The sequence below is a fragment of the Nitrospirota bacterium genome, assembly GCA_016207885.1.
In the GTDB taxonomy this organism is placed as follows: domain Bacteria; phylum Nitrospirota; class Thermodesulfovibrionia; order UBA6902; family UBA6902; genus JACQZG01.
Window position 1 is genome coordinate 61211 of sequence record JACQZE010000008.1, and the last position, 12125, is coordinate 73335.

Below are 12125 nucleotides of genomic sequence, written 5' to 3' on the forward strand. Positions count from 1 at the left end.
CTTACAGAAGTATGGTGCTATACTTGAAATATCCTTAAGTTGAAGTGGATGTACCGGATACACAATGATTCATCCTTATCATAATAAACTGTCAAGCATAAAGGAGGAAAATTATGAAACTGAGGAATTTTGCAGCAGTGTTGTGCGCCACTTTTTTAATAGCCGCTTTTTTCGCCTTCGGATCACAGGCTGAGGAGAAGAAGGCCGGCAACACACTGAAGGGGACGGTACAGGACGCTTCAGGACAAAAGATCGGGAACGCATCTGTCTACCTTATCCCTTCGGCTGATGTTGAGGCGATGGGAAAGACCGCGCTTGAAGTGAAGCAGAACTCTCCCAATGATGAGCCTCTTGAGGATAACCTCTCCGCGAATATCGACAAGTATATAAACGGTTCCACTGACAAAAAGGGCCGTTTCACAATAACCGGTATTCCGGACGGCAAGTACTTTATCTTTGTCATGCCTTCCGAGAAGACATACCTTCCGGGCGGAGACAAGTCGAACGAGGCCATGACAACTGCCGATTTTGCCGGCAAAGATATAACTATCCTTGTCTCCGGCAGTGTCCCGGAAAACGCGGTTTATGTAGGATCATCAAAGTGCATCACCTGCCATTCCGCGTTTAAGACCGAGAAGAAGACCCTTCACAAACTCGGCATAAGCGTTATAGGAAAGCCGGGCAAGCTTCAGGACTATTCAAGGTTCCCGAACTTCAATGACGGGCTGAACAGGCTCATCGCCGGCACAAAGTTCTACTTCTACGGTTTTGATAAGGAGAGGGGCTTTGACAAATATATGATCTCTGAAAAGATGCCCGAGGATACCGCTTCAGTAAACTTTACGGCAACTTTCTTTAAAGACAGCGACGGCATGCTTAAATTCAGAACCGAGAATATGAAGGATGCTTCAGACACGGCAAGGACATATACGGTCGAGATGACCTACGGCGGCGGCCTCTACAAACAGAGATACCTCTACAGGTCAGGCGATTATCTCTTCCCATTTGTCCAGTTCAATTCAAATGGGGACGAGAGTTTTGCCGACAGGACGAGAAAACCCTTCAGGGATTACCACGCCGACTGGCTCTTTAACGCGGAGACTATGAAGCTGACCGACCCTCCGAAGAAGAAATCTTTTGAAGTGGAGTGCGCTTCCTGCCACTTCACAGGGTACAGCCTCACGCCGACTGTCGCGGGCGACTATGTTGCCGGCGCTGTGAACGACCCCAACGGCGAAGCTGACATTGACGGCGACGGGACGCCGAACGAGCTGAATATAGGCTGCGAGGTCTGCCATGGGCCCGGCTCAGAGCACGTAAAGGCCCCGAAGGCGAAAAAGGCATCAACCATTGTAAGCCCGCGCAAGCTTGCGCCTGAACGGGCTTCGGTTATCTGCGAGCAGTGCCACAGCAGGCCGCAGGGGAACCTGAAGAACGACCAGCCGGTAAGCAAGGACAATAAGATGATGACTCCTGGAACGAGCAGGAACGAGTTTCTCGTCAACTTCACGAGCAGGGAAGACGCCTCGCAGAAAGATTTCTGGCCTGACGGCATCCACTCCAAGTCCCACCACCAGCAGGGTACGGACTTCATTAAGTCTAAAAAGTACAGGAACGGAAACCACATCATGATATGTGTTGACTGCCATGATCCTCACGGAGTCACTGAGGTTAAACACCAGTTGAAGGCAGAGGTGAGAGATGAAAACAACTCTCTCTGCACCGGCTGTCATAAGGATAAATCTGACATAAAGGCGCACACCAAAGACAAGGTGAAAGAAGAGCACAGCAACATCTACTGCATCGACTGCCATAACACAAAGACGATGGTGACAGGCGCGGGCTTTGGAAAGGGCCTTGTGCGTAAGGACGGAAAGAATTACTGGGTCAATGACATTACGTCACATATCTTCGATGTGCCGAGGAAGGACAACGCCGGGGTTAAAGGCATAGACCCTGGAAAAGCAATGCCGGTTCCGTACACCAATGCCTGCGGCGAATGCCATGATGTAGAAGGGCTATAAACTTTTTAAATTCGGGAAGGGGCGGGGAAACCCGCTCCTTTTTCTTTTAAGCCTGTTCCGTCTTCTTCATGACGCAGAGGTTCTTGCCTATCTCAAGCTCTTTCTTCTTTGCTTCGTCAGGTGAAATGATGCCGAGGTTCGCCTTTCTCATCTCCTGATAGCTTTCAGGATTTTTCGGCAGGCTCTCCAGGATGTACATTATGAACTCTCTGTCATCCGTAAGGCTGAAGAGCTTGCTGTCGCGTCTTGCTTCGCCCAATGTGAGCGAGACGATATTGCTTTCGCCCTGCTCCTTGATGGAGTCAGCATGTGACGGCAGGATGATTATATCGTCGCCAAGACTTTTGAGCTTATTAAAGAGCGTATTGTAAAGCATGCCTGCCCATTCCTCAGCCTTGCCACCAAGGTCAGGGCGCCCCATGTCAGTCTTCATTATCGTATCGCCTGTGAAAAGATATTTGCCGTTTAAGAGCAGGCTTGTTATCCCGGGAGTGTGGCCGGGCGTGTGTATCGCAAAGAAATTGTTATCACCTGATATTATCTCCATGCCGTCTGTAAGCGGCTCGAATTTAAATGTCGCTCCTTCGGCATCTATGGGATTCATGAAGAACTTCGCCCCGGCCTTTTGCGCAAGATCCCTTGCGCCTGATATATGGTCTGCGTGAAGGTGAGTGTCAATTACATGCGTGATCTTTGCGCCCAGCGAATCAGCGAAGGCGATTATCTTTTCAATATGCCTTCCCGGGTCTATGACAACTGCCTCATTGCCGGAGACTGTCATATGACACATGCAGCCTCTTGAAGTCCTGTATATCTGATAAATGACCGGCGCGTCCGATGCCTTGTGTATCTCGTAGTATTCGCTCCACGCGTCCATGCCGCCCTCAAGGTTCACGGCATTGAAGCCTTTCCCGGTAAGAAGTTCCGCCTCATAAAGCGATGAATCGCCGTGCGCGCAGACCGCGATTATCTCCTTGTCTTTCGGAAAACGATTCAAGTGGCGGGTTTCTTCACCGACAAAATCTATCTGAGGTATATTCAGCACAGGGAAATCTTCCTTGCCCTCAATCCGCCATGCCTTGAATTCGTCTTCATTCCTGAGGTCAAAGAGAAACTCGACCTTCAGTTCATCAAGGCGCTTCTTAAGCTCAGCAGGGGATATGCTCTTCGTATCTGACATCGCATGCTCCTTTTCTCAAGTGTTAAAATTGTTGGTTTCTTTTCTTATTATATATCAGTGATGATGCGCTTGAGCTTTTCAGAATGATGAAGTGACGCCGCCTTAACCAGTTGTTCCGCTGCCGATAAGAGGCAGTATCTTCTCAACCTTGAAATGCACGAGATGCTTCGGGCCTTTTGCCTTGTCCTCCTCAGGCGTGAGGCTGCCTCTCGTCATCTTTGCAATGAGCGGTGACTCTGTCTCTTCCTTTATCTTCTTCAGGTAAAGCCTGATCCCGCTGTAACCGGGCGCGCTTTCGTGAAAGAGGAACATGGCATATGGATTGGATTGAAGATTATGGTGTGTCAGCTTCTGACGCATTAAGAAGGCGATGGTGCCGTCATCAAAAACATGCGGACGGCCGTAGATGGCTGCATTTACCTTTCCATCTGAATCAGCGGTAGAAAATACTCCTGTGCCCTTTGCATTTTCAAAATAGTTCTTCAGATCCATTTATATCACTCCTTTTAAGTATTTCATTCTTCTTTCTTCAGGCATTTTTTCTATTGCGTACCTGAGCATGGTGCGCGGCATTATCTTCAGATGGCTCTTGAGAAATCTTTCCGCGGCCTTTGTATCTCTCTTCCATATCTCACGCAGCATCCAGCCTGTCGCCTTATGTATCAGGTCTTCTTTATCCTGAAGAAGGAGTTCTGCCAGCTTCAGCGAGTCATCAAAATCATTCTCCCTGATGAAATAAAATGTTGCCATGACAGCGATCCTCCGCTTCCACAGGCTCTTTGATCTTGCAAGGTCATAGAGTATCTTTCTGTCGCGGTCATACAAATGACTGCCGATTATATTCGGTGAAGAAAGGTCTATCAGATCCCAGTTGTTTATATGCTTCGAATTTTTCAGGTAAAGCTTGAAGATATTTTCCCTGACCGCCTCATCTGATATTTTGTATAACGCTACAAGAGAGAGCAGGGCGAATAACCGCTCTTCGTGAAATTCTGATGACAGGAGTTTTACGCAATCATCGATCGTTATCCCGCGATGCTTATTTACCATTTTCCGAATCACCGGCACTCGCAACCCGAGGAATTTATCGCCTTCCGCGTATTCACCCTTGCCGGTCTTAAAATATCTCTGCGAATGCTCAGCGATGATCTTATCCCCGCAACAGCGTAATTCCTGCTGTATCTTTTTGACTGTCTCTGCGCTCATGGTTATCTCTTTGATGGCTGTGTTCTTAGCGGTCTTGAGGGATTATAACATGGGGTAATATCTGATTTTTTGTTCTTGCTAAATAAATCTTTTGTTTGATATGATTAAGCATGCTCGACAGAATAACTATAAATCCTGATATTTGCGAAGGCAAGCCTGTCATCAGAAATCTCCGCATCACTGTAGATTTTATCCTGAAACTCTTGGGCGATGCTTATGATGCTGATGAAATCGTCAAGAACTATCCGGAGCTTGAGAAGGAAGACGTATATCAAGCCGCAAAATACGGGGCATGGTTAGCCAGCGAGAAGACTATTGCCATTGCATGAAAATTTTGGCTGACCTGCATATCTCGCCCGAAACAGTTTTTTTCCTCAAAAGCCTTGGCCACGATACAGTCCGCGTAAATGAAATAATGCCGCCGACTTCCTCTGACAAAGAAATCGTTCAAGCTGCCATAACCAACAATAGAGTAGTTCTCACACAGGATCTGGATTTTTCAGAGATAATTGCTCTCTCCGGCAAAACCAAGCCTTCGCTCATTTCATTGAGGTTGTCTTCTTCACGCATCGAACATGTGAATTCTGTTTTGGATAAAATATTGCCCATGGTTATCTCTTTTATGGCTGTGTTCTTAGCGGTCTTGAGGAATTATAACATTAGGGGGTGAGTTTGGAGTTTTTGCATTTTTAATACTACATAACAATTTTATGACCACATACATTACACTTATAATCTATAAATTCTCCAAGATTAAATTTCGGTGAGAAATTTTCAGTATTTGTTCCAAAATATATTCTATTAGTATTTGTTGAGTCACATGGAACAGAATAATGAGTACACGCTGCAGAGGATGATCTAATATCAGTAAAACCTTTAAACATTTCAGAGTCTTTAGGTGGCTGCGATGGTGATTTATCTTCTACATATGTTCCATTACACCCATTATTTCTACACTTTGTGTCCATAACTTCCTCCTTTCATTAGAAAAACTTCAAAGTCTTCATCAATATAATATTTGCCTTGTTTGATTTTGATATCAGGTTTATTCCATTTTTCTTTTGACCAATTAATATGAGCTATGAATCTTAAAGGGTCAGAATTCTCAGCATTTATTATGAAATGTATTTTTATCATTCCTTCTTCATAATGCTTTGAGGGCACTCCTCTTTCTTCTGGGTTCATTATCCAAACATTCCAGAATATGTCATCTTCAATTTGATTTTCCGCTATCCAACTCATTAATGTATCATCCGGCAAGAATCCATAAAATCTTTTATTAACATTGTACACAGCTTCCTTTGTTTCATTAATGGCAAAGAAAATATCTAAGAAGTAAAATGATTTTGGAATAATATCAACCGGACTGTAATCTGGTAAATTATTTATTTCTCCAGACCATTTAACTTTTGAAGGGTGGTAGTATCTAGTGGGAGAAACCTCTCCGCTTCCATCTTCTGTTAAAAACTCGATTTTCTCTATCATAGCCTGCGCTTTCTTGGCAGTAGCATTGCCCTTATTATAAACATATAATCTTACGCTAAGGCCTGGCTTGAATAATGATAGTTCTTTGCCTTTATAAAGTTTAACTCCACGGTATGGATTAAACTTTAACTCATGAGTGTAAGGATAGCCTTTGTTTTCTTTATAAAAGAGTTTTAACTTAGGTTTTATCCAGAACTCTTTCGCACTAAATAAAAGAGCAATAAATGCAGTAATCGCGGTAAAAATCCCTCCAACAGCTCCAATTAATGAGGCATATTTATTAAGTATATCTAAATAAGTATTTTCTGATTCAAGCTCATCTATTTCCTTAGTAAGTGCTGTAGGTTCAGATGTATTAGGTGAAAGTGTTGTGATTTTAGATTCAACGGTATGAACAGAAAATACAAAAATGATTACTAAAATAAACGTTGTAATATTTTTCATATGCATTTCTCCTCAATTAACACAAACGCAATATTTGCTTTTGTCTCACATCAAAACCGACTAATGATAATACTTATATCTGTCAAAGACAAGCATTTTTTTACTTTTGCATTTTTTTACTTTTAGGAACTTTGTGAGAGTTATAAGACTCCTGTGATACAATAACTTCAAATGTCCAAATTAGGAATAAGCATATACAACATACTACTTGCTCTGTGGGTAAGGAGAGATTGCGATTGCGGATGGGAAGGGGTAAAATAAGGCATTAAAAGGAGGGCGTTATGGGAACTATCAGTAAAGAGCTTTCAGCGAAGATTAAATCTTTGCCGGACAATGAGAAGATTGAACTGGTGGATTCTATCCTGATGCAGCTCGATAAGCCAGACCCTGAAATTGACCGCATCTGGGCTGAAGAAGCTAAAAAAAGATGGGAAGCGTATAAGGCTGGTAAAGTAGAAACTGTTTCTTACGAACAGGTAATGAAAAAACATAGCGCCAGATGAAGGTTCGTTTCTTAAAACCTGCACAATCTGAAGTTGATGATGCAGTCGCATGGTATGATTCTCAGTCACGCAATCTCGGTACACAATTTTTGGATGATCTTGACCGCGCAGTCAGAAGAATTGTGGCGTATCCCCTATCAAACATAAAAATCGAAGAAGATATTCGGCGCTGTCTTTTATCAAGATTCCTATATGGCATAATCTACGGCATTGATTCTGAAACTGTTGTGGTTATCGCAGTTGCCCATCTGCACAGAGAGCCGAGATATTGGATTGACAGACTGCTTGATTCTAAGATCAAATGAAAATGTCCAGATTAAAAATACGCAGATACAACATACTGCTTGCTTTGTGGGTAAGGAGAAGATTGCCATTGCGAAGGGGAAGGGGTAAAATAAAGCAATTATACGATTCCATGATGTTCCTATGAGCGAAGGAGAGAAATGCTTACAAGAGAAGCCGTTAATGAAACTCTGAGAAAAAACAAACAAGACATTCAGTTGCAATTTCATGTTGTGCAGCTCGGGCTTTTCGGTTCATATCGGAGAGATGAGCAAAATGCCGGCAGCGACATTGACATCCTTGTTGAATTTGCAAGAGGGCATAAAGACCTTTTCAATTATCTTCATCTCAAAAACTACCTTGAGGAGATTTTAGGGACGAATGTTGATCTTGTTATGAAAGAAGCTGTCAAGCCGAAATTGAAGAATGCAATATTGGGGCAAGTCAGCTATGTCTGATGTGAAGCGCGATTATACTCTTTTTATTGATGACATCATTGAGGCGATTGAAAAAGTTGAGAGATAAGCCGGATTTAGAAATGTTCTTATACATGAATATTTTGGTATAGAGATAGAATCGGTCTGGGATACTGTGCAGAAAAATATATCTGTGCTGAAAAAACATATTCTGGATATGAAGGCGGATTATGAGCTGGCAACAGAAGATTGAGTTGGTGGATTCTATCCTGATGCAGCTCGATAAGCCAGACCCTGTAATTGACTGCAAATGGGCTGAAGAAGCAAAAAAAAGATGGGATGCGTATAAGGCGGGTAAAGTAGAAACTGTATCTTACGAAGAAGTAATGAGGAGGTAAAAAATGATAGAAGTAAAAGTGCCGATATCATCTGATGAGATTATTGAAGCTGTAAAAAAGATGAAAAAACATGAAAGAGAATCTTTCATAGAAGACTTACTTGCCGTGACCTCTCCTGATTATCTTAAAAGCGTCAAGGAGGCACGGGTTGACTACAAAGCTGGCAAGACTAAATCGCATAAAGAGATCTTCGGAGAATGAGCCACAAACTGGTCTATACCCGCAGGGCGGAAAAGGATATCAAGAAATTTGATCCTTCCATAAAACTTCATATCGGCAAAGCCATTCTGAAATTGCAGAACAATCCTTTTGAACATTCTGAAAAACTGACAGATCCTAAAATTGGAACCTACCGTTTTCGCATCGGTGATTACAGGGTCATTTTTGATATACAAGGTAAAGATATTGTTATCCTGAGAGTCGGCCACCGCAAGGAAATCTATAAGAGGCTTTAAACTTCAAATGTCCAGATTAAAAATAAGCATATACAACATACTGCTTGCATTGTGGGTCGGAGGGATGGCGATATTTACTTTCCTCATAACACCTGTCATATTCAAGGGCTTTGAACGCGATACAGCAAGCGCGATCGTGGACAAGCTCTTTCCTTTTTACTTTCCGTACAACCTGATCATCTCTCTAACTGCGCTGGTGAGCTTTCTTCTTGTCGCAAAATTTCAGACTGGCATCGCCAGACAATTATCCCTTGGACTGATCATAGCTGCCATCGTGATCAACGCCTTTATCACATTTAAGCTCTACCCTGACGTCAGGAAGGTAAAGGCAACGATAACCTCTTTTGAGCAGACATCTCCGGAGTCATTAGAAAGGAAGGAGTTCAGAAAACTTCACGGGATCAGCGCTGTCTTGAACCTTTTGCTGCTGATCGACGGCGTTACACTTATCGTTATCAACTCAGTACCGAGGGAATAGGCTTCAGGGATACGCTCCATTAATATTGTTTACATTATTAAGGATTGGTTTGGGATGTCTATCAGATTAAAACTTACTATCACATTTCTGCTCTTTGTCCTGGTACCTTCACTTTTTGGCAGCGTCCTGACCTTCACTAATTATAAAAAATCCCTGGAGACCGTTCGCCTTGCAAACGTGCGGGATATCGCAGCTTTTAAGGCGGACAAAATTGAAACATATTTTGCCGGGCTGAAGGCCAATTTAGAGCTCTCACAGGGCTATTACAACATCAGGAAAAATCTTCCCGTAATGATCCGCCTTGCCAAAGCTCCGGACAATCCGGAATTTGTTCTCTCCCGAAAAATACTCGATGCTCAATTGCAGCATATGCAGTCGGTCTTGTCCCTTTCCGATATTATGCTTGCCAATCCCATGGGCGAGATAGTTTACTCAAGCAATCCTGAACACAAACTGAAAGATTTTTTGGGCATGCTTCATGACCCGCAGCAAAAGGCCTTTGCGGAAGGGAAGAACAAGGTTTATTTTTCCGATATTTTTTTAGATAAAGCGCAAGGCAATAAGCCGTCAATGCTGGTTTCCGGCCCGGCCTTTGATCTTGACGGCGTTTTTATCGGGGTCATCGCTTTTGAGGTGGACATGAACTCCATTTATGAACTTATTCAGGATATAACGGGGCTTGGCAATACCGGTGAGGTTTTGCTCGGGAAGAGAATTGGAAACGAGGTGGTATATTTAAATCCATTGAGGCATGACCCGGCAGCTACTCTTAAGAGGACTATAAGTATCGGAGGGGAGCTTGGAGTCCCCATACAGGAGGCGGTGCAGGGCAGAAAAGGGGCCGGCCGGTTGATCGATTACAGTGGCAGGGAAGTTATAGCAGCCTGGCGGTATATGCCTTTCTTAGACTGGGGAATGGTCGCCAAGATCGATACTGAAGAAGCATTCGCCGATGTGACAAATCTGAGACGCATGGTGATCGTTGTTCTCTCATTCATTTTTTTACTGTGCGGCACTATCGCATTTTCAATCGCCCGGTCTATTTCCGCTCCAATTAAGACCCTCTCCAGGGGCGCGGAGATCGTGGGAAGCGGAAACCTGGACCATAAAGTCGGAACCGGACTGAAAGATGAAATAGGCCAGCTTTCAAGGGCATTCGATAGAATGACAGGGGATCTGAAGAAGATCACCGCATCGCGCGATGAATTGAACAGTGAGATCGCCGAACGCAAACGTGCGGAGCAGTTGCTGTTGGAAAGCGAAGGCCGCCTGAAGCGGGCACAGGAGATAGCTCACCTCGGAGGCTGGGAACTTGACCTTGTCAATAATAACCTTACATGGTCTGATGAGGTCTACAGGATATTCGGATTGCAGCCGCAGGAATTTGCCGCTACCTATGAGGCGTTCCTTGACGCGGTGCACCCTGATGACCGCGCGGCGGTGGACGAAGCTTATTCCGGTTCGCTCAGAGAAGGGAAAGATTCCTATGAGGTCGAGCACAGGGTGATACGGAAATATTCAGGCGAGATACGTTATGTCCACGAAAAATGCGGGCATGTCCGGGACGGCTCCGGCAGGGTTGTGCGTTCAGCGGGAATGGTGCATGACATCACTGAACGCAAGCTTGCGGAGGCAGCTGTCATACGCGCCAAGGAAGAGTGGGAGCGCACCTTCAACAGCGTGCCCGACCTTATCGCCATTTTAGACACTAAGCACAGGATCGTCAGGGTCAACAAGGCGATGGCCGAAAAGTTGGGACTCAATGCAGAACAGTGCATAGGCCTGCCATGTTACAAATATGTACACGGCTTGTCCGAACCTCCTGATTTCTGCCCTCATAAACATACCATGAAAGATTGCCGCCAGCATGTCAGAGAAGTTAATGAGCCCCGCCTTGGGGGCGATTTCCTGGTAAGCACAACACCGCTCTTGAACGAGAAGGGGGAAATGACCGGTTCAGTGCATGTGGCTCGCGACATCTCCGAGCGCAAGCGGGCTGAGGAGGCGATCAAAAAACTGAATGAGGACCTCAGGCATCATGTCCTGCAGCTTGAAGCCGCCAACAGGGAGCTTGAGGCCTTCAGCTATTCCGTGTCCCACGACCTGCGCTCTCCGCTCAGAAGCGTTGCCGGCTTCAGCCGGGCGCTGTTTGAAGACTATGCGGATAAACTCAATTCGGAGGGCAGGGATTTCCTTGAACGCATACTCGCCGCCACCCAGAAGATGGGACAGCTCATTGACGATCTGTTAAACCTCTCCCGCGTGTCGCGGTCGGAGATGAGGCGCGAAGAGGTGAACCTGAGCGGGCTTGCCGGAAATATTGCAGACATGCTCAGGAAGACGCATCCTGAACGGCAGGCGGAGTTCATCATCACCGAAGGCCTTGCAGCGCGCGGAGATGAGCATCTGCTGACTATCGTGCTGGAGAACCTTCTCGGCAACGCATGGAAGTTCACAGGTAAAAACCAGCGCGCGGTGATAGAATTCGGAGTTTACCACCCCTTTCACCCCCCTGCGTCCCCCCTTAATAAGGGGGGAATTAAAGAGGGGTCAGGAGGGGAGCAAGGGGTAGCAGGAAAGGACGTGTATTTTGTAAAGGACAACGGCGCGGGTTTTGATATGTCATACGCGGGCAAGATATTCAGCCCTTTCCAGCGGCTGCATTCTGTGAGTGAATTTCCAGGCACCGGCATCGGCCTTGCCACGGTGAAGCGGATCATAAACCGCCACGGCGGAAACGTCTGGATAGAGGCAGAGGCGGGGAAGGGAACTACGGTTTATTTTACGGTATAATAAAAAATATTTTTAAGGAGAATGAAATGAGATCAAAGATTATTCTTTTGGTGGAAGACAATCCTGATGACGTAAAACTGACGCTGAGGGCGCTTAAAAAAAACAAAATACTGAACGAAGTGATCGTCGCGGAGGACGGTGTCGAGGCGCTTGACTACCTTTTAGGAACGGGCAAATTTGCCGGGCGCGACACGTCGCTGCAGCCGCAGGTGATCCTGCTCGACCTTAAGATGCCGAGGATGGACGGGCTTGAAGTATTGCACCGCATACGGGCGGATGAAAGAACAAAACTTTTGCCCGTTGTGATCCTCACTACATCAAGCGAGGACAAAGACCGTATCGAGAGCTACAAGTTCGGGGCCAACAGCTACATTCGCAAGCCCGTGGACTTCAATCAATTTACAGATGCCGTTCAGCAGCTGGGGCTTTACTGGCTGGTGCTTAATGAAGGGCCGCAATAA

18 protein-coding genes are annotated in these 12125 nt (G+C 45.3%); 13 read left to right on the forward strand and 5 right to left on the reverse strand.

Translation table 11 applies throughout. From position 1 onward, the window contains the following. Positions 1 to 113 precede the first annotated feature (113 nt). The gene (locus tag HY807_06590; GenBank protein ID MBI4826074.1) at positions 114 to 2024 is read left to right on the forward strand and encodes a hypothetical protein; all 1911 of its coding nucleotides are present in this window, start codon (positions 114 to 116) and stop codon (positions 2022 to 2024) included. Between the two features lie 46 nt (positions 2025 to 2070). Here the strand turns inward: HY807_06590 and HY807_06595 are convergent, their stop codons facing one another. The 3 genes from HY807_06595 to HY807_06605 form a co-directional block, all read right to left on the reverse strand. Continuing rightward, positions 2071 to 3204, reverse strand: coding sequence for an MBL fold metallo-hydrolase (locus tag HY807_06595; GenBank protein ID MBI4826075.1), 1134 nt, complete (start codon positions 3202 to 3204; stop codon positions 2071 to 2073). Positions 3205 to 3306: 102 nt separating this feature from the next. Continuing rightward, entirely contained in the window at positions 3307 to 3696 is a 390-nt protein-coding gene (locus HY807_06600; GenBank protein MBI4826076.1) for a pyridoxamine 5'-phosphate oxidase family protein, read from the reverse strand. Further along, positions 3697 to 4410: a DNA alkylation repair protein gene (locus HY807_06605; protein MBI4826077.1), complete on the reverse strand. Its 714-nt coding sequence runs from the start codon at positions 4408 to 4410 to the stop codon at positions 3697 to 3699. It abuts the gene before it with no gap. Positions 4411 to 4520: 110 nt separating this feature from the next. Here HY807_06605 and HY807_06610 point away from each other — a divergent pair, with 110 nt between their 5' ends. Together HY807_06610 and HY807_06615 are read left to right on the forward strand one after the other, a co-directional pair. Then, the gene (locus HY807_06610; protein ID MBI4826078.1) at positions 4521 to 4739 is read left to right on the forward strand and encodes a DUF433 domain-containing protein; all 219 of its coding nucleotides are present in this window, start codon (positions 4521 to 4523) and stop codon (positions 4737 to 4739) included. Between the two features lie 5 nt (positions 4740 to 4744). Next, on the forward strand, positions 4745 to 5080 hold the full coding sequence (locus HY807_06615) for a DUF5615 family PIN-like protein (protein ID MBI4826079.1): 336 nt from the start codon (positions 4745 to 4747) through the stop codon (positions 5078 to 5080). 25 nt (positions 5081 to 5105) lie between these two features. Here the strand turns inward: HY807_06615 and HY807_06620 are convergent, their stop codons facing one another. Beyond that, complete coding sequence (locus HY807_06620; protein MBI4826080.1) at positions 5106 to 5378, reverse strand: hypothetical protein; 273 nt, start codon at positions 5376 to 5378, stop codon at positions 5106 to 5108. Next, entirely contained in the window at positions 5362 to 6339 is a 978-nt protein-coding gene (locus HY807_06625) for a hypothetical protein (GenBank protein MBI4826081.1), read from the reverse strand. Before HY807_06625 ends, HY807_06620 begins: the two co-directional genes overlap by 17 nt. 281 nt (positions 6340 to 6620) lie before the next feature. On the opposite strand from HY807_06625, the gene HY807_06630 reads away from it, so the two are divergent. The 10 genes from HY807_06630 to HY807_06675 all read left to right on the forward strand — a co-directional run bounded on the left by HY807_06630 (position 6621) and on the right by HY807_06675 (position 12125). Beyond that, entirely contained in the window at positions 6621 to 6842 is a 222-nt protein-coding gene (locus HY807_06630) for an addiction module protein (GenBank protein MBI4826082.1), read from the forward strand. Next, positions 6839 to 7147 (forward strand): type II toxin-antitoxin system RelE/ParE family toxin, encoded by a 309-nt coding sequence (locus tag HY807_06635; GenBank protein ID MBI4826083.1) that lies wholly within the window; start codon positions 6839 to 6841, stop codon positions 7145 to 7147. The genes HY807_06630 and HY807_06635 overlap by 4 nt, the downstream gene beginning before the upstream one ends. 138 nt (positions 7148 to 7285) lie before the next feature. Continuing rightward, positions 7286 to 7582 (forward strand): nucleotidyltransferase family protein, encoded by a 297-nt coding sequence (locus tag HY807_06640; protein MBI4826084.1) that lies wholly within the window; start codon positions 7286 to 7288, stop codon positions 7580 to 7582. An 88-nt stretch (positions 7583 to 7670) separates the two neighbouring features. Next, positions 7671 to 7793, forward strand: coding sequence for a hypothetical protein (locus tag HY807_06645; protein ID MBI4826085.1), 123 nt, complete (start codon positions 7671 to 7673; stop codon positions 7791 to 7793). Further along, positions 7771 to 7938: an addiction module protein gene (locus tag HY807_06650; GenBank protein MBI4826086.1), complete on the forward strand. Its 168-nt coding sequence runs from the start codon at positions 7771 to 7773 to the stop codon at positions 7936 to 7938. The genes HY807_06645 and HY807_06650 overlap by 23 nt, the downstream gene beginning before the upstream one ends. A 3-nt stretch (positions 7939 to 7941) precedes the next feature. Beyond that, positions 7942 to 8139, forward strand: a complete 198-nt coding sequence (locus HY807_06655; protein ID MBI4826087.1) for a hypothetical protein — start codon at positions 7942 to 7944, stop codon at positions 8137 to 8139. Continuing rightward, complete coding sequence (locus HY807_06660; GenBank protein ID MBI4826088.1) at positions 8136 to 8393, forward strand: type II toxin-antitoxin system RelE/ParE family toxin; 258 nt, start codon at positions 8136 to 8138, stop codon at positions 8391 to 8393. Before HY807_06655 ends, HY807_06660 begins: the two co-directional genes overlap by 4 nt. Before the next feature lie 7 nt (positions 8394 to 8400). Continuing rightward, positions 8401 to 8871: a DUF4149 domain-containing protein gene (locus tag HY807_06665; GenBank protein MBI4826089.1), complete on the forward strand. Its 471-nt coding sequence runs from the start codon at positions 8401 to 8403 to the stop codon at positions 8869 to 8871. 54 nt (positions 8872 to 8925) lie between these two features. Further along, positions 8926 to 11664, forward strand: coding sequence for a PAS domain S-box protein (locus HY807_06670; protein MBI4826090.1), 2739 nt, complete (start codon positions 8926 to 8928; stop codon positions 11662 to 11664). Positions 11665 to 11690: 26 nt separating this feature from the next. Next, complete coding sequence (locus HY807_06675; protein MBI4826091.1) at positions 11691 to 12125, forward strand: response regulator; 435 nt, start codon at positions 11691 to 11693, stop codon at positions 12123 to 12125.